The sequence below is a fragment of the Acidimicrobiales bacterium genome (assembly GCA_036270875.1).
Lineage (GTDB): Bacteria > Actinomycetota > Acidimicrobiia > Acidimicrobiales > AC-9 > AC-9.
This window is the reverse complement of sequence record DATBBR010000028.1, coordinates 25580-47460: the sequence shown is the minus strand read 5'-3', so window position 1 is coordinate 47460 and position 21881 is coordinate 25580. Positions and strand designations below refer to the sequence as shown.

Genomic DNA, 21881 nt, shown 5'->3' with positions numbered 1-21881 from the left:
CGCCAACTCCGGCAGCCATCCCACCGTTCTCAACGTCGGCCAGATGGTCGGCATCCCCGACGGCGGCAACCCGCATCGTTGGTACTCACCCGACAACGTGCAGAGCGTGATCTCCACGATTACCGGGGACTACAAGCAGGTCGACCCGAAGGACGCCGCCTACTTCGACTCCCAGAACCAGGCTTTTGAGACCACCGGCCTCGGCCAGTACAACCAACTCATCAGCCAGATCAAGTCGCGCTACTCGGGCGTGCCGGTCGGGGCATCCGAGAGCATCTTTGTGCCGATGGCCCAGGCTCTCGGCCTCAACCTCCTCACGCCCGACTCCTTCCTCACCGCCATCAGCGAGGGCACCGAGCCGACCGCCCAGGACAAGGCGACGATCGATTCCCAGATCAAGAACCACCAGATCAAGGTCTATGTCTACAACTCCCAGAACTCGACGCCCGACGTGCAGGCCCAGGTCAAGGAGGCCAAGGCCGCAGGCATCCCGGTGACCACCATCACCGAGACCTTGGATCCGGCCAGCTCGACCTTCCAGGCCTGGCAGGTGCGTCAGCTGCAGGGCATCGCCAACGCCCTGGGCAAGGCCACGGGTCAGTGAGCGTGACCGTCCGCGCACGGCTCGGCCCCGGCAGTCAGCCGGACGGCGCGGCCACCGGCTCTTCTCACACCGAGCAGCCCGATACCGTCGTCAGCTTCGATCGAGCGGCGGTGCGGCTCGGTGGCCGTCTCCTGTGGAGCGACGTGACCCTCGCGGTGCACAGAGGAGAGTTCGTCGCCGTCCTCGGTCCGAACGGCGTGGGCAAGTCCACCCTGGTCAAGACGGCGCTCGGGCTCCTTCCACTGTCGGCCGGTAGCGCCACCGTGCTTAGCCGTCCTCCCGGTCGGGCGGGCGAGCGCATCGGCTACCTGCCCCAGCGTCGCAGCTTCGATGCCAGTCTTCGTGTCCGGGGCGCGGACATCGTCCGCCTGGGCCTCGATGGGGACAGGTGGGGGGTGTCGGTGCCGCCGTTCGGGGCAGCGTCCCGGCGGGCGGGCAGGGCCCGCGTGGACGAGGTCATCGAGCTCGTCGGAGCCGACGGCTACGCCGATCGTCCGATCGGACAGGTCTCCGGTGGCGAGCAGCAACGGCTCCTGATCGCCCAGGCCTTGGTACGCCGACCCCAGCTGCTCATCCTCGACGAGCCGCTCGACAGCTTGGACCTGCCCAACCAGGCTGCCGTCGCTGCGCTCGTGCAACACATCTGCGCCGACCAGGGCGTCACCGTGCTGCTCGTGGCCCACGACGTCAACCCCGTCCTGGGCTATCTCGACGGGGTCGTCTACCTGGGCGAAGGCGGCGCCGTCAGCGGCACGGCCCAAGAGGTCATCACGAGCGAGACCCTAAGCCGCCTGTACCGGGCGCCCATCGAGGTCCTGCAGGCCTCCGACGGCCGGCTCGTCGTGGTCGGACAACCCGAGGCACCCGCGCATCACTCCGACCGCCACACCGGCCAACCACGGTGGTGAGCGCTCTGGCGGCGACCACCACCGGGTGGTCATGGAACCCGGCCAGCGACGTCAGCCAGCTCTTCACGTATCCGTTCATGGTCAACGCCCTCCTGGCCGGCACGATCGTGGCCGTCACCGCTGCGGTGGTGGGGTGGTTCATGGTCCTTCGCCGCCAGACCTTCGCCGGGCACACCTTGGCGGTCATCGCCTTTCCCGGCGCCGCTGGCGCCACGCTTATCGGCGTGGCAGCGAGCCTCGGGTACTTCGCCTTCGCCGTGGGCGGTGCGCTCATCGTCGCCGCCGTGCCGGGGTCGGGCACCTCCCGGCGTGGCTTCACCGAGGAGTCAGCGGTGATCGGCACCTTGCAGGCGTTCGCCCTGGCGGCAGGGTTCTTGTTCGTCGCCCTCTACAAGGGCTTCCTCAACGGCGTGAACGCCCTGCTGTTCGGGACGTTCCTCGGTATCACGACCGCCCAAGTGTGGACACTGTTCGTCGTCGGCATCGCGGCACTCGCCGTTCTGGGCCTCATCGGTCGCCCGCTGCTGTTCGCGACGGTCGATCCGGACGTCGCCGCCGCTCGGGGCGTGAGGGTGCGGCTCCTCAGCGTCGTGTTCCTCGTCGTGCTCGGGGTGGCCGTGGCCGAGGCCAGTCAGATCACCGGTTCACTGCTCGTGTTCGCCCTGCTGGTGATGCCTGCCGCCACGGCCCAGCGGTTCACCGTCCGGCCGGTCCTCGGCCTGGCGCTCTCGGTGCTCATTGCGCTGATCGTCACGTGGCTGGGCCTGGTCGTGTCCTATTACTCGCCCTACCCGATGGGCTTCTACCTCACCAGCTTCGCTTTCGGGCTGTATCTGGTGTCGTTCGTCGTCCGGTACGTGCTCGACCGGAGGCGTCGTCTACCGCCGGTCACTTTGAGCGCGCGCATTGCAACCTGATGTTCTTCCTAGCGACCGCGGCAGGGAACGGACTGACAACCTTCTTCGGGCATTCGTTCATTCGCTATGGCCTCCTGGCCGGCACCTTCATCGCTCTTGCCTGCGGATTGGTGGGGTATTTCCTCGTGCTGCGGGCTCAGGTGTTCACCTCAGATGCCCTGGGCCATGTGGCCTACACCGGTGCGCTGGCGGCACTTGCTTTCGGACTCGACCCCGGAGTCGGCCTGTTCGCGGCGACGGTGCTGGTGGCTCTGGGCCTTGCCGCACTCGGGTCCCGCTCACGACCCGACGACGTGGTGATCGGGAGCGTCTTCGCGTGGATCCTCGGGCTGGGAGTGTTCTTTCTCACTATCTACACCACGAGCCGGAGCACCGGCAACGGCAGCGCCAGCGTCAACTATCTGTTCGGCTCGATCTTCGGGTTGTCTGCCACCCAAAGCGTGTTGGCGGCGATCGTATGTGGCGTCGTCAGTCTCGCCGTCGTGCTGATTGCCCGGCCGCTCCTATTCGCCAGTGTGGACGAGGCCGTGGCTGCCGCTCGAGGTGTCCCGGTCCGGATACTCGGGATCGCGTTCCTCGTCCTCGTTGGTGTCACCGCCGCCCAGGCCGCGCCGGCCGTGGGTGCGCTTCTCCTGCTCGGACTCATGGCTGCGCCCGGCGGCGCGGCCCAGCGACTGACGACCCGTCCGTTCGTGGGCCTCGCCATCTCTGGAGCGATCGCCGTCGCCTCGATGTGGATCGGGGTGGTGCTGAGCTATCTCGTCCCGAGCATGCCGCCGAGCTTCGCCGTCCTGGCCGTCGCCACCTGTAGCTATGTTGCAGCGGCGCTCGTTGCTCGGGCTCGCCGTGAGACGGTGCCAGCCGCACAGGACCAGCCGATCGGACGCGGGCTACGGAGGTGGGTGGGTGAGGCCTTGTCGTCGTCGTCGCCGACGATTCGATAGACCGGTAGGCGCCGTGGCGGGCAGACGCCCGCGGCCTCTCCGGCGGACAGATCACCTGGCTCGTCGAGGATCTGAGCTCCTGGCAGCCCACGACCTGCGATTATGAGTTGGTAGCGGCGTGCTTCCTGCACTCACCCATCGACTTTCCCCGCACCAGTGTCCTACAGCGCGCGGCCGCGGCAGTCGCTCCGGGGGGGTACCTGCTGATCGTCGGTCACGCCGAGGCGCCGCCTTGGGCCTGGGCACAGGGTCATGCCGATCACCATTTTCCCATCCCGACCGAAGAGCTCTCCACCTTGCAGTTGGACGACGCCAATTGGGAGACCGTCATCGGCGAAGTCGTGCCGAGGGAGGCGACCGGACCCGATGGGCAAGCCGCGACGCTGCACGACACCGTGGTCTTCGTCAGCCGGCATTAGGGCTCGTCTCGAAACATGGTGACGAAATGGTGTGCTGCCATGCCAGCCGCCCAGCTCGAGGTGTGGGGGAGCAGAATCCGGGCTCGGGACTACCCGTCTCGCTCACGGTCGCGGCCTTGTTATCAGCCGGGGTGCAGGGCCCTGTCCCACCGATCTATCAGGTTGGTCGCTCCCCGCTGGGCTCGACGTCGCCCGGCGCGGTGGACAAGGGCGGCCCCTGCGCACCCCATGCCGCCTCCCACATCTGCAGCCGCCGCGCCTCCTGGGCGCTGGGCTTGCGATCTCGTCGGCGAGCGCGGCGTTCCTCCTGCCTCATCCACTGGTCGAGCATCACCAGGGCCGCCGCGAAGGTGATGATCATGCTCGCTCCCCAGAAGACGGCGCCACCCGTGTGCGTGTCGGACAGGGTGTGTTGGGGCGCGATGGGGCTCCCGAGGTTCATGATTGCCAGTCCGAGGAAGACCTCGAGGGGCATCCCCACGAACATGGCGATGATGCGGGTCGAGAAGGCGGGTCGGTTGGGCAGCTGGTCGACGGCCACCATCGGCCACCAGAAGACGCATCCCAACCCGAACATGACCACGTGGCTGAGGTTGTGGACGAGGGGGTGGCGCAGCGAGAACGGATAGAAGGAGGTCAGGAAGAAGCCGTACATCGACGCGTAGTACAGGGCCCCAGCCACCAGAGGGAGCGTCAGAATGCGAACCACCCGAAGGTGCAGCAGGTGCACGATGCGGCTCTGGAGCGGTCGCCGGGCCGCCTGTATCGCCAGCGTGATGGGCGCGCCAAAGGCCAGCAGCGGTGGGGCCACCATCATGAGGAGCAAGTGCTGGACGACATGGATCGTGAACACCGTGTCGTCATATGAGGCGACCCCCGAGACTACGGCGATGTCGAGCACGAGGACCCCGGCCAGGAAGGCCGTGGTCCGCCACGTCGACCAGGTCCGGCCGTGGCGGCGCAGCCGGCCGACTGCGGCCACGTACCACACCGCCCCGACGACCTGAACGATGAAGGCGACGAGGGCGAACCACTCACCGAACTGCCAGCCCGTGAGCAGCTCGTGAATCTGGACCGGCGGTGACGGGTCGAGGGCGGTGGCTAGCGGCATCATCAGTGTCCCCTGCTCGCGGAGTCAGCCTCCCACAACCGGCTGGTTCCACGCCCATCCGGGCCGCTCGCTATGGACCGGCAGGAGGAGTCGTCCCGACGGGCTGTCCGGCGTCTGCGACTGTCCAGTGGGTACGATCCGGTCGAGGGTTGCCCGCGCCCGTGCCGAACTTGTCCAGGCCCTCCGACCAGGGATGCCGACGCGCCGCGTCGACGAAGGAAGCGGTCCTGTTCGGTGAAGTCCGGCGTCGAGCATCGCCGCCGTCTCGAGGCCGGCATAGGCGAGGCCGAGACGCTCCTGGACGACCGCGGACCCGAAGGCCACACCGCCTTTGGCCTGCTCTTTTGTGGAGGCGATGGGACTCGAACCCACGAAACCTCTTGACTGCCAGTCAAGCGCTCTACCAACTGAGCTACGCCCCCGAGGCCTCATAACTTAGCAAGCGGTGGTCCTCCGAGGCGCCGCCCCGGCGGCCGGCAGAGGTCCGACATCGGGGCCGGTGGCAGGCATCCCCCCGGTACCATCCCAGGCATGGCAGAGGCCTACGACGTCGGCGCCATCGAGAAGAAATGGCAGGAGCGGTGGGCGGCCGACGGCACCTACGAGGTCGATGCCGACGACCCCCGCCCGGCTGAGTACGTGCTCTGCATGTACCCCTACCCGAGCGGGCCAGCGCACCAGGGCCACATTCGCAACTACACGTTCGGGGACCTTGTCGTCCGGTACCACACCATGCTCGGGCGGGCGGTCCTGTCGCCCATCGGCTTCGACTCCTTCGGGCTGCCGGCCGAGAACGCCGCCATCCAGACGGGGGTGCACCCCCGGGTGTTCACCGAGGCCCGGATCGACGAGCTCAAGGCGAGCCTCAAGGCCCTGGGGGCCGTCTACGACTGGCGACGGGAGCTGCGCAGCCACGATCCCGAGTACATCCGCTGGAACCAGGTCATCTTCAAGCGCTTCCTCGAGGCGGGCCTGGCCTACCGGGATCGGGCGCCGGTGAACTGGTGCCCGGGATGTCAGACGGTCCTGGCCAACGAGCAGGTGCTCCCCGACGGCACGTGCGAGCGCTCGGGCGACGTGGTCGTCAAGCGCGAGCTGGAGCAGTGGTTCTTCCGCATCACTGCGTACGCCCAAGAGCTGTTGGACTCACTCGACGACCTCGACTGGCCCGAGCGGGTCAAGGTCATGCAGCGCAACTGGATCGGGCGCTCCGAGGGAGTCGAGTTCGACATGGCCGTCGAGGGCCACTCAGGTCTGTCGGTGCGAGTCTTCACCACCCGGCCCGACACCAGCTTCGGCATGACCTATGCCGTGCTGGCGCCCGAGCACCCGCTGGTCGACGAGCTGACGGTCCCCGAGCAGCGCGCTGCCGTCGACGAGCTGCTCGAGAGGGTGGCCCGCAGCACCGAGATCGAGCGCCAGTCGACCGAGGGTGGTCTGGAGAAGCGCGGCGTCTTCACGGGAAGCCGCGTGATCAACCCCTTCACCGGCGAGCCGGTTCCCGTCTATCTGGCCGACTACGTCCTCTCGGGCTACGGCACGGGGGCGATCATGGCCGTTCCCGGTGAGGACCAGCGCGACTGGGAGTTCGCCCGGACCTACGGCCTGCCCATCGTGCGCACGGTGGCGCCCCCCGAGGGGTGGGAGGGCGAGGCGTACACGGGCGACGGGATCACGATCAACAGCGCCTGGCTGGACGGGCTGGGCATGGACGACGCCATACAGGCTGCCATCGAGTGGCTGGAGGCCGAGGGAATCGGCAGGCGCACGGTCAACTATCGGCTGCGCGACTGGCTCGTGAGCCGGCAGCGGTACTGGGGCTGCCCGATCCCCGTCATCTACTGCGAGTCGTGCGGGCTGGCGACCGTCCCCGACGACCAGCTGCCCGTGCTCGCTCCGGACGACGTCGAGTTCCGCCCCACCGGGGAGTCACCGTTGAAGTACAACGAGGGGTTCCGGTACGTATCGTGCCCCACGTGCGGCGGGCCCGCCGAGCGGGAGACGGACACGCTCGACACGTTCGTCGACTCGTCGTGGTACTTCCTCCGCTTCTGCGATCCCTGGTCCACCGATGTGCCGTTCGACCAGGACCTCGTTCGACACTGGATGCCGGTCGACCAGTACATCGGCGGCATCACCCACGCCATCCTCCACCTGCTCTACGCCCGCTTCTACACCAAGGCCCTCGCCGACCTCGGGCTCGTACCCCCCGAGCTGCGCGAGCCCTTCACCCGCCTGTTCAACCAGGGCATGATCCGCCTGGGCGGCAGCGCCATGTCCAAGTCCAAGGGCAACGTGGTGGCGCCCTCGCGCTACCTGGAGACCGTCGGCGCCGACTCGCTGCGGCTGTTCCATCTCTCCGCCGGCCCGGCGGTCGACGATGTGGACTGGAACGACCAGACCGACGAGATCATCGAGGGGTGCTCGCGGTTCGTGCACAGGCTATGGCGTCTCGGGATCGGCGAGCTGCCCGGACCGGAGCCCGCGGACCGGGAGCCGACAGAGGCGGATCTCGAGGTGCAGCGGGCCACCCACCGTCTCATCGATCGGGTGACCGACGAGTTCCGACGTTGGTCGTACAACACGGCCGTCGCCGGCTTCAGGGAGTTCACCAACACGCTGTACCACTACGTGCAGTCGGGATCTCGGGCCGCCACGCTGGCCGAGGCCGTCGACACGATGCTGCTCCTGCTGGCGCCGATGACGCCGCACGTCACCGCCGAGCTGTGGGAGCGCAGGCATGGCGGCCACGTGCACGAGCAGCCCTGGCCTCAGGCCGACCCCGAGCTGGTGCGGCGCCAGGCCGTCACCCTCGTGGTCCAGGTCAACGGCAAGGTGCGGGACCGCATCGAGGTCGACCCGGCGATCGACGAGGCCGACGCCGAGCGCCTCGCCCTGTCCTCTCCGAAGGTCCGGGAGCAGCTGGCCGGCGAGGCTCCAGCGCGGGTCGTGAGCCGCCCGCCCAGGCTGGTCAACCTGGTGACCGCCCGCACGGGCTGACGCCGGCGTCACCCGCGCGTAACGCCACACCATCGCGGGTAGTCGAACGTCTGTGACCCAAGCTTGGACCTCCGGGCCTGCCCAACCGCGATCGCGCCCCTTGACGCTGCCGGACCGGATCGAGCAAGCGACCGCCAGAGGTGGGACCGTCACGTTCGTCGGGTCCGGCGATCCGGAGCGGGTGAGCTGGGCGTTGCTGCACGAGGACGCCCGGGTGGTGGCGGCCAACCTTCAGCGCCGAGGCATCGGGCCTGGTGACCGGGTCGCCCTGCTGGGCCCGACCTCGCGCCCGCTCGTCACGACCATCCAGGCTGCGTGGCTGGCTGGCGCCACGGTCGTCGTCCTCCCCCTGCCCCTGCGGTTGGGATCCGTCGAGGACTTCGTCGCCCAGACCCGGGCCCGGGTGCGTAGCGCGGACGTCGGCCTGACGCTGGTCGACCGCGATCTGGCTGCCTTCATGGATCCCAACCCGGGGGACCCACCGCTCGTCCTGCTCGACGAGGTGACGGCGGGCCCCGGTCGCGCCGGCGCCGGCGAGCTCGAGGAGCCCGCCGTCGACCCCGCATCGCTCGCCATCCTCCAGTTCACCAGCGGGTCAACTGCTGACCCCAAGGGGGTGATGCTGCCCCACGCCCAGATCGGCGCCAACATCGACGCCATCGGCAGCGCCGCCCACCTCGACGTCGAGAGGGACGTGATCGTCTCCTGGTTGCCCCTGTACCACGACATGGGGCTCATCGGCCTGTTGATGACCCCGATGACGACGGGCACCGATCTCGTGCTGGGGGCACCGCAGGACTTCATGGCCGCCCCCGCCCGCTGGATGCAGTGGATGAGCGACTTCGGGGGCACGGTCACCTGTGGCCCCAACTTCGCCTACGCCCTCGCCGCCCGGGCCCTGCGGCGCCAGAGCGGGTGGGACCTCTCGCCCTGGCGCGTCGCCCTGAACGGCGCCGAGCCGGTCGACCCCAAGGCGGTGGACGACTTCTGCGCCGCTGGGGCCGCGCACGGCCTCGACCCCAAGTCGATGTTCTGTGTGTTCGGCATGGCGGAGGCGTCGCTCGCCGTGACCTTCCCCGAGCCGGGGACGGGCATGACCACCGACATCGTCGACCGCCGGGCGCTCGAGCACGAGGGATCGGCCGCCCCGGTCGCCGAGACCGACGAACGAGGGCGCCGACTGGCCCGTCTGGGTCGGCCCCTCCCCGGGCTCGAGGTTCGCATCGTCGAGCCGACGACTGGAACCGTCCGATCTGAGCGGGAGGTCGGGGAGCTGGAGATCCGCGGCACCTCGGTGACGCCCGGCTACTACCGTCACCCGGAGGCGACGGCCGAGGCCTTTCGGGACGACTGGCTGCGCACCGGAGACCTGGCCTACATGGCCGACGGCGAGCTGGTGGTGTGCGGGCGCATGAAGGACGTCATCATCATCGGTGGCCGGAACGTGTACCCCGAGGACATCGAGCGGGCGGTCGGGACCATCCCCGGCGTTCGCCAGGGGAACGTGATCGCCTTCGGGGTCGAAGGGCGCAAGGGTCGGGAGGGGCTCGTCGTGGTGGCGGAGACGAAGGACGACGATTCCCAGGCCATCCGCCAGGCCGTGGCCACGCGCGTGCGCCACGCCGTGGGCCTGACGCTGGAAGAGGTCGTCCTCGTCAACCCGGGCAGCTTGCCGAAGACGTCGTCGGGCAAGCTGCAGCGGTCGTTGTGCCGCAACCGCTACCTGGCCGCCGAGCTCGGGGGGCCGTGACCGGCGGGAGCGATGGGCCGCCGGCCCTCAGGCCGGACCGAGCTGCTTGAACCTGGCCAGGATCCCATGCCACCGGTCGGGGTCGCTCCGGTACGGGGCGTAGAAGGTGATGCGGTCGACGACGTCACCGACCCGGGCCAGGATCTGGGCGGGGACGTCCTCGGGTTCGCAGACCACGGCGAAGGTGTGGAGGATCTCGTCGTCGATCAGCTCCGCCATCTTCATCCACTCGCCCTGCTTGGACAGGGTGTTCAGCTCCCGCTGCAGGTCGCCCCAGCCGTGGAGCTCCAACACGGGCCGGTAGGCGGGGGTCGACCCGTAGAACGCGATCTGGGCGCGAACGCCGCGGGCGGCGTCGGACATCTCGGCCTCCGTCGTGCCGGTCACCACGAAGGCCGGGTACGACACCTGGACATCCTCCCGATTGCGCCCTGAGGTCGCCAAGCCTCGCTCGAGCGCGGGAATCGTCGCCTCCCTCAGGTAGCGCTCGGTCGTGAACCCGTGGACGAGCAGTCCGTCGGCGACCTCGCCGGCGACAATCGTCATCAGCTCGCCGACAGCGGCCAGGAACACTCGCGGCGGCCCGTAACGGTTGGGACCGGGGTTGAAGAACGGGGTCATCAGTGTGTGGGTGTAGAAGTCACCCTTGAAGTCGAGCTTGGTGCCCTCGTTCCAGCTGCTCCAGATGGCGCGCATGGCGAGGATCAGCTCCCGCATGCGCGGTGCCGGGTGTGACCACGGCATGCTGAAGCGCTTCTCGATGTGGGGCCTGATCTGGGAGCCCAGGCCCAGCATGAACCGGCCCTTCGAGTAGGCCTGGAGGTCGTTGGCCAGGATGGCGAGGTTCATGGGGTTGCGGGCGAAGGCGACGGCGATGCCGGTGCCGAGCTCCAGATGCTCGGTGTGCTCGGCCGCCAGCAGCAGGGGCAGGAACGGATCGTGGCCGGTCTCGGCCGACCACGCCCCGTCGTAGCCGGCCTGCTCGGTCTCCTTTGCGGACGTTCCCGCAGTCTCGAGATCGCCTCCGACCCCGCCATCGACACGCATGGGCTCGCAACCTAGCCGCTGCGCGGCTGCGGGTGATTCCCCCGGCTGGCCTCCCCGGCCGGCGCCTTAGCGGGTCGCACTGCCGGCCGGCACTTCCGGCGTTTGGGCGCTGTGGCTAGCGCTCGCCGCGCAGGTACCGCTCCAGCTCGGCGGCGATCTCGTCGCCGGAGGGCAGGGGTCCGAGGTCCAGCGGGGTGCCCTCGGCGGCGTCGATGTTGTCCTCGAGCTGGCTGACCATGGCCTTGTGCTCGGTGCTCTGGGAGATCAGCTCGTCCACCCGGCTTCGCGTGACGTCGGCGGCGGCGTGGAGCCCGGTCGAGTCCAGGGTGAGGCCGGCCACGCTGGCCAACCCGTCGACCAGGGCGGCGCTGGCGGCGGGATACGGCATGGCCGAGACGTAGTGCGGCACCCGCGCCCACAGGCCGACTGCGGGGATCTCGGTGTCGGAGAAGGCCTCCTCCATGGCGGCTTCGATCCCCGCCGGGACCTCCAGCGTGCCGGGCACCACGCCCACTCGTGAAGCCAGGTCGGGGTTCGTGGCCGTGGCCGCCAGGCGGATGGGGCGCGTGTGGGGAGCGGCGGCCGGGAATGCTCCCAGTCCCACAACCAAGCGGACCCCGAGCTCCTGGGCCAGCTCGACCACGCCGGCGACGAAGGACCGCCAGTGCAGATCGGGCTCGGGCCCGACCAGGAACACCATGTCGTTGCCGTCCCGGTCCTCGCCGACGAGGAGCCGGATCTCGGGCCAGTTGAGGCCGGCGTTCACGCCGTCGACGATCCGGAGGACGGGCCGGCGGGCGCGCTGATCGATGAGGTCGTCGCCGTCGAAGGTGGCCAGCACCTCGGTGGGGACGGAGCCGAGCAGGGCGCCGGTGGCCGAGGCGGCACCGAGCCCAGCGTCGACCCAGCCCTCGAGGCTGACCACGAGCACGGGCCGATCGGGCTGTCGGGAAGATCGTCGCTCGTACAGAGCCATAGCCGCCTCGCTAGCTTAATTGGGGGCTACAACCGGTCGGCTGCGTCCTTGGCCGCCTCGGCCAAGGCCAGCACCTGGTCGGAGAAGGCGTCGATCCCACTGCGGTCGCCGCCCATGGCCCCGCCGGCATAGCGGGCGTGGACGCCCTCGAGGATGCAGGCGAGCTTCCAGTAGCCGAAGGCCACGTAGAAGTCGAGCTCCGAGAGGTCTCGCCCGGATCGCTCGGCGTAGCGGGCCCGCATCTCGGCCCGGCTCGGGAAGCCGGGAATGGCCGTCGGGGCGATGCCGAGCGCCGGGTGGGCGTCGCCGGGCTCCGCCCAATAGACCATGAGCAGCCCGACGTCGGCCAATGGGTCCCCGAGGGTGCAGATCTCCCAGTCGAGCACGGCGCGGCAGCGGCCGTCGTCGCCGAGCATGGTGTTGTCCAGTCGATAGTCGCCGTGGACAATGGCAGCCCCCAGCTGGGTCGGTATCCGCGCCGCCAGCATCTCGTGCAATTCGTCCACCAGCGGTACGGGTCGCCCGGTACCCGCCTGGGACTGTCGGAACTGGCTGTACCACCGCTTGAGCTGACGCTCGATGTAGCCGTCCCGACGGGCGAGATCGCCGAGGCCCACCGCATCGACGTCGACGGCGTGAAGATCGGCGAGCACGTCGACGAGTGACTCACCCGCCCGGCGGCGGCCCGCCTCGTCGAGGACCTTCGCCGCCGTTTCCCCGTCGCGCAGGATGTGCCCCGGAACGAAGCCCATCACGTAGAACGGCGCGCCCGTGACGGTCTCGTCGTCGCAATAGCCGAAGATCGGCGGCACCGGCACCGCAGTGGGGCCCAGGGCGGACACGACGCGGTGCTCCCGCCCCATGTCGTGGGCTGTCGGCAGCACATGGCTGGTGGGCGGCCGCCGCAGCACGAAATCGTTCCCGGCCGAGTCGGTGACCCTGTAGGTCAGGTTCGAGCGCCCACCGGCGATGAGCTCGAACGCCAGCGGCAGCATCGTGCCGGCGATGTTGGCCTCGAACCAGGCGCCGACCCTGGCCTCGTCGATCCCCTCCATCGGCGCCAGACGCTACTCCGCTCCGAGCGGGGCAGGTTCTGCCGACGTCCCCGGGTAGTCTCGCAGGCGATGATCGACGTGACCGATGCCAGCTTCGAGCGCGACGTGTTGGAGCGTTCCGATCAGGTCCCCGTGGTCGTGGACCTGTGGGCGGAGTGGTGTGGTCCGTGCCGGACACTTGGCCCGATCCTCGAGCGGGTCGTGGCAGACACCGAGGGCGCCGTCGAGCTGACCAAGGTCAACGTGGACGAGAACCCTCGGGTCGCCGCCACGTTCCGGGTCCAGTCGATACCCGCGGTCTTCGCCCTCCGGGACCGCCAGGTGGTGGACAGCTTCATCGGCGCCCAGCCGGAGGCCGCGGTGCGGGAGTTCGTGAGCCGGCTGGGGCCGGCGGCGAGCGAGGCCGACCTTCTCGTCGAGGCCGGAGACGAGGCGTCGTTGCGACAGGCGCTCGAGCTCGAGCCCGATCATCCGGGAGCGGTCGTCGCCCTGGCGGACATGCTCGTCGGCCGCGGGCAGGCTGACGAGGCGCTGACCCTGCTCGGACGAATCCCCGAGACGCCCGAGGTTCGCCGGGTCGCCGCCCTGGCCCGACTGGGGAACGGGGCGCTCAAGAGCGACACCGACCTCGAAGGCCGGCTGGACGGACTGCTCGACCGCGTGAAGCAGGACGACCAGGCCCGCCGGGAGTTCCTCGACCTGCTGGAGGCGATGGGTCCTGGTGATCCCCGTACCGCGGAGTACCGCAAGGCGCTCACCGCCCGGCTCTTCTGAGGGCCCGACGGGCGAGCCGGACCAGAGTCCCATCAGCTTGCCGGCCGTACGCCTGCGCCTGGGGGAGCGGAGCTACGAGCTGGGGACCAGGTGCCTGGTGATGGGCGTCCTGAACCGCACGACGGACTCCTTCTTCGATCGCGGCGCCTATTTCGCCATGGACCGCTTCCTGCACAGGGCCGATCAGCTCGTCGGAGAGGGGGCCGACATCCTCGACGTCGGAGGCGTCAAGGCCGGCCCCGGACCAGAGGTCGGCGTCACCGAGGAGCTCGAGCGCGTCGTGCCCGCCGTTGCGGCGCTCCGTGAGCGGTTCGACGTGCCGCTGTCGGTCGACACCTGGCGGGCCGCCGTCGCCGAGGCGGCCTTCGCCGCCGGCGCCGTCGTCGGCAACGACATCAGCGGGTTCGCCGATCCCGCCTACCTCGACGTGGCGGCCGACGCCGGCGCGAGCGTCGTGGCCACCCACATCCGGCTGGCCCCCCGCGTGCCCGATCCCGAGCCCGCCTACGCCGATGTCGTCGGCGAGGTCTGCGAGTACCTGTCAGAGCGGGCCCGGTGGGCGGAGGCCAAAGGGATCGAGGGCGAGCGGGTCGTGGTCGACGCCGGCCTCGATCTCGGCAAGACCTGGGAGCAGTCGCTCCTCCTGCTGCGGGCCTCCGACCAGCTGGCAGCGCTCGGGTTCCCGCTGCTGCTGTCGGCATCGCACAAGCCCTTCCTGGGCCGCTTGTGCGATCTCGCGGTCGAGGACCGGGGCTGGGCGTCGCTGGCGGCCGCCGCCCTCGGGGTGACCCGCGGCGCCCGGATCGTGCGAGCCCACGACGTGCAGGGCACCCGGCGAGTCTGCGCTGCCATCGCCGCTGTCCTGGAGGCGGCGTGAGCTCGGGCCGCGGTGAGGAGGGATCGGCGCCTGCCGCAACCCGCGCCCCCGCCTACGTGGTCGCCGGCGACGACGCTTCGCTGGTGGGAGAAGCCGCTCGCGGACTGATCAAGGACCTCGTCGGCCCGGAGGATCCCGGGCTGGTGGTGGAGGAGCACGGCACCGAGGACGACCCGGACATGGGATCGATCCTCGACGCCTGTGCCACGCCGTCGTTCCTGGCCAGCCACCGCGTGGTCGTCGTCCGCGACGCCGGTCGGCTGCGGGCCGACCAGGTGGGCGCGCTCCTCTCCTACCTGGAGGACCCCCAGCCCACGGCCTCGCTCGTCCTCGTGGCCGGCGGGGGGGCCATCCCCAGCCGGCTTGTCAACGCGGTGCGCCAGCGTGGTCAGGTGGTCGACGCCTCGGCCCCCACCGGGCGGGGCCGGTCACCGTGGCTGGCGTCACGCGTGCGCGACAGCTCGGTGCGGCTCGACGGACCGGCCACCGCCCTGCTCGGCGAGCACCTCGGCGAGGACCTGGGCCGGCTCTCCGGTGTGCTCGATGCGCTAGCCGCCGCCTACGGGGAAGGGGCCAGCCTCGGGCCCGAGGAGGTGACGCCATTCCTCGGCGAGGCGGGCGCAGTGGCGCCCTGGGAGCTGACCGACGCCATCGACCGGGGTGACACCGAGGGTGCCATGGAAGCACTCCACCGCATGAGCGGTGCCGGCCAGCGTCATCCGCTGGTGCTGATGGCCAGCCTGCACCGCCACTACGCCAGCATGCTGCGGCTCGACGGAGCGTCGGTCACCACCGAGGCCGAGGCCGCCGCCCTGCTGGGGACCCGCACCACCTTCGTGGCCGGGAAGGCGCTCCGGGAAGCCCGCCGCCTCGGTCGCGACGGCGTCGGCCGGGCCATCACCCTGCTGGCCGCTGCTGACCAGGACCTACGGGGCGCCAGCGCCTGCCCGGCAGACCTGGTGATGGAGATCCTGGTTGCCCGGCTCAGCCGGCTCGGCCCCCGGCGGCCCCGTGGTCGGGGCCGGCGCTGAGGCGATCGCGCCGCCCGCCGTCCTCAGCTCTGGACGGTCTCGCCCCGGAGCTCGGCCACGCGGCGGGCGAGACGGGACTTGCGATTGGCCGCCTGGTTGGGGTGGATGATCCCCTTGGCCGCGGCCTTGTCCAGACGCTTGACGGCCTGCCGCACGGCCTCGGCGCTGTCGTCGGCCCCGGTCTCGGCCGCCCTGATGGCCGTCTTGACCCTCGTCTTCGCCTCGGAACGGACGCCCTTGTTTCGCAGGCGGCGGCGCTCGTTCTGACGATTACGCTTGATCTGGCTCTTGATGTTGGCCATCGGTCGGCTCCATTGGGCCAGCCTCCCGGGCTGGCTTTGCTCCAGTGGTCCAGCCTCCCGGGCTTGGCCCGGTACGGCTGGTCGTTCGATCGGGCCGAGGTTACCAGCAGCGAGGAATGCAACCGGGCGCCCAGGTCCGGCCGCGGTGGTCCGGACATTCCGCCCAACCCGTGCCGGCAGAGGAGAATGGATCTCCGGCGCCCGATCCCGGAGCCCTGTCGACCGTGACTCAGCACGAACGCTTTCGCAACTTCTCGATCATCAGCCACGTCGACCATGGCAAGTCCACGCTCTCTGACCGGATCCTGGAGCTGACCGGGGCCGTCGATCCGAGGTACATGCGCGAGCAGTACCTCGACTCGATGGATATCGAGCGGGAGCGGGGCATCACCATCAAGGCCCAGAACGTGCGGGTGGAGTGGCGGGGCCACGTGCTGCACCTGATCGACACCCCGGGCCACGTGGACTTCGGCTACGAGGTCAGCCGGAGCCTGGCCGCCTGCGAGGGCGTGGTGCTGCTGGTCGACGCGTCCCAGGGGATCGAGGCCCAGACCCTGGCCAACTGCTATCTGGCCCTGGAGCACGACCTGGAGATCGTCGCCGTGCTCAACAAGATCGATCTGCCTGCGGCCGAGCCGGATCGGTACGCGTCGGAGATCGAGCAGGTCCTGGGCCTGCCGGCCGAGAGCATCCTGCGCATGTCGGCCAAGACGGGCGAGGGCGTGGAGGCGCTCCTCGATGCCGTCGTGGATCGCATCCCGCCGCCGACCGGCGATCCCGACGCCGCCCTCCAAGCCCTGATCTTCGACTCGTACTACGACCAGTACCGCGGTGTCGTCAGCTCGATCCGGGTGGTCAACGGCACCCTGGCGGCCGGCGCTCGCCTGCGCTTCATGCAGGCCGGTGTCAGCCACGACGTGGAGGAGATCGGCGTGCGCACGCCCGTGCCGGTGCCGGTGGCCACGCTCGGGCCCGGTGAGGTGGGCTACCTCATCGCCGGCATCAAGGACGTGGCCGAAGCCCGGTCAGGCGAGACGGTGACCGAGGTACGCCGGCCGGCGCCCGAGCCGCTGGCCGGCTACCGCGACCCCAAGCCCATGGTCTTCTGCGGGCTCTTCCCCGTCGACGGCGACCGGTTCTCCGACCTGCGGGACGCACTGGAGAAGCTGCGGCTGAACGACGCCAGCTTCACGTACGAGCCGGAGACGTCGGGAGCTCTCGGCTTCGGCTTCCGGTGCGGGTTCCTCGGGCTGCTGCACATGGAGATCGTGCGCGAGCGTCTCGAGCGGGAGTTCGATCTCGACCTCATCGCCACCGCCCCGTCGGTCGAGTACCGGGCCCACCTGGCCAACGGGAGCGTCGTCGACGTCGACAATCCCAGTGCCATGCCCGCTCCCACGGCGATCGAGCGGGTGGAGGAGCCGCTCCTCACCGTGACCATCATCACCCCGAGTGAGTACACGGGCACCGTCATGGACCTGTGCCAGTCGAGGCGGGGAGACATGGTGAAGATGGACTACCTGTCGCCCCAGCGGCTCGAGCTCGTCTACCGCATTCCCCTGGCCGAGGTGGTGGTGGACTTCTTCGACCAGCTCAAGAGCCGCACGAGGGGCTACGCCAGCCTTGATTACGAGCCGGCCGGCTACGACGCCTCCAACCTGGTGAAGGTCGACATCCTGCTCAACGGGGTCCCGGTCGATGCCTTCAGCACCGTGGTGCACCGGTCGAAGGCCGAGGAGTACGGGCGCCGCATGACCGCCAAGCTGCGCGAGATCATTCCTCGCCAGCTTTTCGACGTGCCGATCCAGGCGGCGATCGGCGGGCGCATCGTGGCCCGTGAGACGGTCAAGGCCAAGCGCAAGGACGTGCTGGCCAAGTGCTACGGCGGTGACGTCACCCGCAAGCGAAAGCTCCTCGAGCAGCAGAAGGAAGGCAAGAAGCGCATGAAGAGCATCGGCAGGGTCGAGGTCCCCCAGGAGGCGTTCATCTCCGCCCTTCGCCTGAGCGACTAAGAGGCGCCGGCCCGGGAGGCCGGCCGAGGAGGTCGGCCCGGGAGACCGGCCCGACGACAGACCGGCCGAGCCCCGCGGGGGCGAAGCGGCAAGCCGTCAGTACCATGGCTGGCGCCAACCGCCGAAGCTGATCGTGCCCGCCCGATCAGCTGTGTCGCCATCAGAAAGCGCCGAATTGGGTCATCGCATCGGCACCTCCAGCAGGGCGAGCAACGGTTCGTCGGGGCAGACGCACGTACCGGTGGTCAGTCTGGTGCGGGCCGGGCTGGTCGGCGCCGGGCTGGCCGAGATCGGGCTGACGGCCCTCCGGTGGTCGAGGCACCGCCAGACCACCGGACGCGGGGGCGAGCTCTGGGAGCTGGCCCAGCCCGAGCTCGACCTCACCATGGTGGTGCCCTACTTCAACCCGGGCTCGCGGCTGCGGGTGACCGTGGAGAGCCTGGTCGCGGTGCTGGTGGAGTCGGGGTTGAGCTTCGAGATCATCACCGTGTCGGACGGCTCCACCGACGGGAGCGCCGATTCGCTGGCGGGCGTGGCCGGCGACGTCGTCCGGCGCGTCGTCCTCGCCCGCAACTGGGGCAAGGGGCAGGCCCTTCGCGCCGGGATGGCGCTCGGCCGCGGTCGCTACCTGGGCTTCATCGACGCCGACGGTGATCTCCCGGCCGAGCTGCTACGCCCGTTCGTGTCGCTGATGCGGCGCCACGAGCCCGACATCCTGTTGGGCAGCAAGCGCCACCCGCAGTCGTCCGTGCACTACCCGCCCCTTCGGCGCGCCTACTCCTGGGGCTACCAGCAGCTGATCAGGCTCCTGTTCCACCTGCGCATCCGGGACACCCAGACCGGCATCAAGCTGGTGCGACGGGACGTGCTGGCGGCGGTGCTTCCTCACATGGTGGAGAAGCGCTTCGCCTTCGATCTAGAGCTGTTCGTCGTGGCTCGTCGATTGGGCTACCGGCGCTTCATCGAGGCGCCGGTGCGCATCAACGAGCGCTTCAGCAGCACCATCTCGCCCCGCGCCGTCCTGTTGCTGCTGCTCGACACACTGGCCATCTTCTACCGGCTGCGGGTCCTGCGCTTCTACGGCGGGACCATCCCGGCGCCCGAGCCGACCAGTCCCCCGGTGGGGGCCATGGGAGACCTGCCGTTGCGGGGACCACCGGGCCCCGACGGGGGCGACGCCGACGGCGGTCTGCAGCCCTCGGCCCAGGCCGTGGAGGGCACCCCGGCAGCCGCGGAGCGCCGATACCCGCCTGGCACTCGGTACACTTAAGTGCTAATCGTCCCGCCATCTCGGGGACGGCCAGGTCGGTGAACCGTTGGACGAACGCAAGGCTTCCATACTCCGAGCAGTGGTCTCGGAGTACATCGAGACGGCCCAGCCCGTCGGGTCGGCCCATGTCACGCGGGTGCCGGAGGTCGGTGTCTCCGCGGCCACGATCCGCAACGAGATGGTCGCCCTGGAGCACGAGGGCTATCTCACCCAGCCCCACACGAGCGCCGGGCGCATCCCGACCGACAAGGGCTACCGGTACTTCGTCGACCAGCTGAGCGGACCCGAACCCCTCGACCCCGCCCGCCAGCAGCAGGTGCGAAAGTTCTTCGCCCGAGCCCACGGCGAGCTGGAGCAGATGCTCCATGACACGTCCAAGCTGCTTTCGCACCTGACGGACTATGCCGCCGTCGTGGTGAGCCCCGGCCCCGAGGCCGCCGTGATCCGTTCGGTCCAGCTCGTCGGACTGGCACAGCGCGCTGCGCTGCTCGTCGTCGTGCTTTCCAACGGCGCCGTCGAGAAGCGCTCGCTCGAGGTGGACGAGTCCACCGGTCCCGAGCGACTGGCATCGGCGACCGCCCACCTCGGCGCCCACCTGGTGGGGAGGACCCTGGGCGAGGTGGAGCGGCCGGTGGCCACCGGCGACCAGGCAACGGATGCGGTCGTCAATTCGAGCGTGTCCGCCCTCACCTCTCCCGAGCACAGCGAAGAGCCCGAGCACATGTTCGTGGGCGGCGCGTCGCGAATGGCCACGGCATTCGAGGCGGTGGACACCGTGCGCGGCGTGCTGGGCATCCTGGAGCAGCAGTACGTCGTGGTCAGCATGCTGCGCGACGTCCTCGACCGCGGCTTGTCGGTGGCGATCGGCATCGAGCACGGCGTGGTTCCCCTGGCTGAATGCGCCGTCGTCGTGGCACCGTATGGTGGTGCGGGGGACGACGCCGGCACGATTGGCGTGCTCGGTCCGACCCGCATGAACTACCCCCAGGCCCTGGCTGCCGTCGCCGTTGTCAGTCGACAGCTCGGGCGCCGACTGAACGAGGGATAGCTCCTCTTGCCAACCGACTTTTACGAACTTCTCGAGATCGACCACAACGCCACTGATGACGACATCAGGCGGGCCTACCGTCGGCTGGCCCGCGAGCTGCACCCAGACGCCAACGGCGGTGACCCGCACTCCGAGGAGCGCTTCAAGGAGGTGACGGTCGCCTACGAGACCCTGCGTGATCCCGAGCGCCGCCGCCGCTACGACATGTTCGGCCCCGACGGGGCGCGCGGGGCAGGACCGAACGATCCCAACGCATTCTTCGGCGGGGGCCTCGGCGACATCTTCGACGCCTTCTTCGGCCAGCAAAGCCCATTCGGCGGGGGAGGAGCCGGCCGTGGTCGAGCGGGGCCGGTGCAGGGCGCCGACCTCGAGGTCGTCCTCGAGCTGACCTTCGAGGAGGCCGTGTTCGGCGCCCAACGGGAGGTCGGCCTCAAGGCCCCCGTGACGTGCTCGACCTGTGAGGGGAGCGGGGCCAGCCCCGGCACCTCGCCGACGGTGTGCTCGGAATGTCGCGGCGCGGGCGAGGTGCGTCGGGTGCGGCAGTCGATCCTGGGCCAGATGGTGACGTCAGCTCCCTGCCCGCGCTGCCGCGGCCTGGGACGGATCATCGCCGACCCGTGCCGAGACTGCCGGGGCGAGGGCAGGCGGACCGAGCAGCGCACCTATACCGTCGACGTGCCGGCGGGCGTGGACCACGGCTCGACGCTGCGGCTCACCGGCCGGGGCTCGGCCGGCCCCCGCGGGGGACCGGCCGGCGACCTGTACGTGCATCTGTCGGTCGCTGGCCATCAGCGCTTCCGCCGGGATGGATACGACCTCACCCACGAGCTCCACCTGGCGATGAGCCAGGCCGCGCTCGGGGCCCACATCGAGTTCGAGACCCTCGACGGCTCGGAGGATCTGGTCGTCCCGGCGGGGACCCAGACGGGTCGGGTGTTCCGCCTGCGCGGGCGGGGCGTGCCCCACGTCAACAGCAGAGGTCGGGGCGACATCGTGGTCGAGGCGGTGGTCGACACGCCGACCGCCATGACCGACGCGCAGGAGGAGCTGCTGCGACAGCTCGCCGCCGAGCGGGGCGAGGAAGTGGCTCCCGTCGAGTCCGGCATGTTCTCGAGGATCCGCTCGGCGTTCAAGTAGCAGCGGTGGCGGTCGCCCACGTCTTCGTGGCCGACCTCGAGGCGCCGGAGGTCGACGAGCCCGATCGGCACCACCTCTCGCACGCCCTCCGCCTGCGCCCGGGCGAGGAGGTGACGGCGTCGGACGGGGCCGGCCGATGGCGGCGCTGCCGGTTCGTGCCGGGGCGACGCGGCGGGGGCCGCTCCACCGTCGCCCTCGACCCCGAGGGACCGGTCATCCACGAAGAACAACCGCTGCCGGCTGTCGGCGTCGGTTTCGTGATCACCAAAGGTTCGCGGCCCGAATGGGTGGTGCAGAAACTGACCGAGCTGGGAGTCGATCGGATCGTCCCCCTCTCGTCGTCGCGCTCCGTCGTCCGCTGGGACGCCGCCCGCGCCGACCGCAACGTCGATCGCCTGCGCCGCGTGGCCCGGGAGGCGGCGATGCAGTCACGCCGCAACCGCCTGCCCGAGGTCACCGACGTCCTGCCCTTCGCCGAAGTGGCAGTCGCCGGCGCCGCGCTGGCGGAGGCGGGCGGCGCCGCTCCTTCGCTGGATCGACCCTTCGTGCTGGTGGGCCCGGAAGGCGGCTGGGATCGCACCGAGCTGGCCTCCGGCCTCCCGCTGGTGGAGCTGGGGCCCAACGTGCTCCGGGCCGAGACGGCGGCGGTGGCCGCGGGTGTGCTGCTGTGCGCCCTCCGGGCCCGGCTGGTCTCCTGAG

Annotated in this window: 20 protein-coding genes and 1 tRNA gene; 15 read left to right on the top strand and 6 right to left on the bottom strand. The window is 70.0% G+C overall.

Annotated elements, in window-relative coordinates; genetic code table 11:
* The 5 genes from VH112_02830 to VH112_02810 form a co-directional block, all read left to right on the top strand.
* Positions 1-604 (top strand): zinc ABC transporter substrate-binding protein (locus VH112_02830; GenBank protein HEX4539153.1); only part of this gene is annotated, 604 nt, incomplete at its 5' end.
* A gap of 2 nt (positions 605-606) precedes the next feature.
* Positions 607-1512, top strand: coding sequence for an ATP-binding cassette domain-containing protein (locus VH112_02825; protein ID HEX4539152.1), 906 nt, complete (start codon positions 607-609; stop codon positions 1510-1512).
* Positions 1509-2429, top strand: coding sequence for a metal ABC transporter permease (locus VH112_02820; protein ID HEX4539151.1), 921 nt, complete (start codon positions 1509-1511; stop codon positions 2427-2429). The genes VH112_02825 and VH112_02820 overlap by 4 nt, the downstream gene beginning before the upstream one ends.
* The gene (locus VH112_02815; protein ID HEX4539150.1) at positions 2429-3373 is read left to right on the top strand and encodes a metal ABC transporter permease; all 945 of its coding nucleotides are present in this window, start codon (positions 2429-2431) and stop codon (positions 3371-3373) included. The genes VH112_02820 and VH112_02815 overlap by 1 nt, the downstream gene beginning before the upstream one ends.
* A gap of 107 nt (positions 3374-3480) precedes the next feature.
* Positions 3481-3792 (top strand): hypothetical protein, encoded by a 312-nt coding sequence (locus VH112_02810; protein HEX4539149.1) that lies wholly within the window; start codon positions 3481-3483, stop codon positions 3790-3792.
* A 157-nt stretch (positions 3793-3949) separates the two neighbouring features.
* Here the strand turns inward: VH112_02810 and VH112_02805 are convergent, their stop codons facing one another.
* Both VH112_02805 and VH112_02800 read right to left on the bottom strand, forming a co-directional pair.
* Positions 3950-4903, bottom strand: a complete 954-nt coding sequence (locus VH112_02805; GenBank protein HEX4539148.1) for a cytochrome c oxidase assembly protein — start codon at positions 4901-4903, stop codon at positions 3950-3952.
* Between the two features lie 347 nt (positions 4904-5250).
* Positions 5251-5325 (bottom strand) — tRNA-Ala (locus tag VH112_02800).
* A gap of 109 nt (positions 5326-5434) precedes the next feature.
* On the opposite strand from VH112_02800, the gene leuS reads away from it, so the two are divergent.
* Positions 5435-7903 (top strand): leucine--tRNA ligase, encoded by a 2469-nt coding sequence (gene leuS, locus VH112_02795; GenBank protein ID HEX4539147.1) that lies wholly within the window; start codon positions 5435-5437, stop codon positions 7901-7903.
* A 100-nt stretch (positions 7904-8003) separates the two neighbouring features.
* Positions 8004-9653, top strand: a complete 1650-nt coding sequence (locus VH112_02790) for a fatty acyl-AMP ligase (protein HEX4539146.1) — start codon at positions 8004-8006, stop codon at positions 9651-9653.
* Positions 9654-9680: 27 nt separating this feature from the next.
* Here the strand turns inward: VH112_02790 and VH112_02785 are convergent, their stop codons facing one another.
* The 3 genes from VH112_02785 to VH112_02775 form a co-directional block, all read right to left on the bottom strand.
* Complete coding sequence (locus VH112_02785) at positions 9681-10700, bottom strand: LLM class F420-dependent oxidoreductase (GenBank protein HEX4539145.1); 1020 nt, start codon at positions 10698-10700, stop codon at positions 9681-9683.
* Between the two features lie 115 nt (positions 10701-10815).
* A complete protein-coding gene (locus tag VH112_02780; protein HEX4539144.1) occupies positions 10816-11676 on the bottom strand; it encodes a PAC2 family protein in 861 nt (286 codons plus the stop codon).
* A gap of 26 nt (positions 11677-11702) precedes the next feature.
* The gene (locus VH112_02775; GenBank protein HEX4539143.1) at positions 11703-12731 is read right to left on the bottom strand and encodes a phosphotransferase family protein; all 1029 of its coding nucleotides are present in this window, start codon (positions 12729-12731) and stop codon (positions 11703-11705) included.
* 69 nt (positions 12732-12800) lie between these two features.
* Here VH112_02775 and trxA point away from each other — a divergent pair, with 69 nt between their 5' ends.
* Genes trxA through holA form a run of 3 tightly spaced genes read left to right on the top strand, consistent with a single transcriptional unit; the run spans position 12801 to position 15413 of the window.
* A complete protein-coding gene (gene trxA, locus VH112_02770; protein HEX4539142.1) occupies positions 12801-13505 on the top strand; it encodes a thioredoxin in 705 nt (234 codons plus the stop codon).
* Positions 13506-13542: 37 nt separating this feature from the next.
* Positions 13543-14382, top strand: coding sequence for a dihydropteroate synthase (folP, locus tag VH112_02765; GenBank protein ID HEX4539141.1), 840 nt, complete (start codon positions 13543-13545; stop codon positions 14380-14382).
* A complete protein-coding gene (gene holA, locus VH112_02760) occupies positions 14379-15413 on the top strand; it encodes a DNA polymerase III subunit delta (GenBank protein HEX4539140.1) in 1035 nt (344 codons plus the stop codon). The genes folP and holA overlap by 4 nt, the downstream gene beginning before the upstream one ends.
* A gap of 23 nt (positions 15414-15436) precedes the next feature.
* Here holA and rpsT read toward each other — a convergent pair whose 3' ends face one another.
* Positions 15437-15715: a 30S ribosomal protein S20 gene (rpsT, locus tag VH112_02755; protein HEX4539139.1), complete on the bottom strand. Its 279-nt coding sequence runs from the start codon at positions 15713-15715 to the stop codon at positions 15437-15439.
* 224 nt (positions 15716-15939) lie between these two features.
* On the opposite strand from rpsT, the gene lepA reads away from it, so the two are divergent.
* From lepA to VH112_02730, 5 genes are all read left to right on the top strand, one after another.
* Entirely contained in the window at positions 15940-17727 is a 1788-nt protein-coding gene (gene lepA / locus VH112_02750; protein HEX4539138.1) for a translation elongation factor 4, read from the top strand.
* Positions 17728-17968: 241 nt separating this feature from the next.
* Positions 17969-18997: a glycosyltransferase gene (locus VH112_02745; GenBank protein HEX4539137.1), complete on the top strand. Its 1029-nt coding sequence runs from the start codon at positions 17969-17971 to the stop codon at positions 18995-18997.
* A gap of 46 nt (positions 18998-19043) precedes the next feature.
* The gene (hrcA, locus tag VH112_02740) at positions 19044-20045 is read left to right on the top strand and encodes a heat-inducible transcriptional repressor HrcA (protein ID HEX4539136.1); all 1002 of its coding nucleotides are present in this window, start codon (positions 19044-19046) and stop codon (positions 20043-20045) included.
* A 6-nt stretch (positions 20046-20051) separates the two neighbouring features.
* Positions 20052-21182, top strand: coding sequence for a molecular chaperone DnaJ (gene dnaJ, locus VH112_02735; protein HEX4539135.1), 1131 nt, complete (start codon positions 20052-20054; stop codon positions 21180-21182).
* Positions 21183-21187: 5 nt separating this feature from the next.
* A complete protein-coding gene (locus VH112_02730; protein HEX4539134.1) occupies positions 21188-21880 on the top strand; it encodes an RsmE family RNA methyltransferase in 693 nt (230 codons plus the stop codon).
* Position 21881: the final 1 nt, after the last annotated feature.

What these genes read in the sequence shown, in the direction of transcription:
- VH112_02785 (HEX4539145.1), bottom strand. Translation starts at nt 10,700, where the DNA reads ATGCGTGTCGATGGCGGGGTCGGAGGCGATCTCGAGACTGCGGGAACG.
- VH112_02815 (HEX4539150.1), top strand. Translation starts at nt 2,429, where the DNA reads ATGTTCTTCCTAGCGACCGCGGCAGGGAACGGACTGACAACCTTCTTC.
- trxA (HEX4539142.1), top strand. Translation starts at nt 12,801, where the DNA reads ATGATCGACGTGACCGATGCCAGCTTCGAGCGCGACGTGTTGGAGCGT.
- VH112_02805 (HEX4539148.1), bottom strand. Translation starts at nt 4,903, where the DNA reads ATGCCGCTAGCCACCGCCCTCGACCCGTCACCGCCGGTCCAGATTCAC.
- rpsT (HEX4539139.1), bottom strand. Translation starts at nt 15,715, where the DNA reads ATGGCCAACATCAAGAGCCAGATCAAGCGTAATCGTCAGAACGAGCGC.
- VH112_02775 (HEX4539143.1), bottom strand. Translation starts at nt 12,731, where the DNA reads ATGGAGGGGATCGACGAGGCCAGGGTCGGCGCCTGGTTCGAGGCCAAC.
- VH112_02780 (HEX4539144.1), bottom strand. Translation starts at nt 11,676, where the DNA reads ATGGCTCTGTACGAGCGACGATCTTCCCGACAGCCCGATCGGCCCGTG.
- leuS (HEX4539147.1), top strand. Translation starts at nt 5,435, where the DNA reads ATGGCAGAGGCCTACGACGTCGGCGCCATCGAGAAGAAATGGCAGGAG.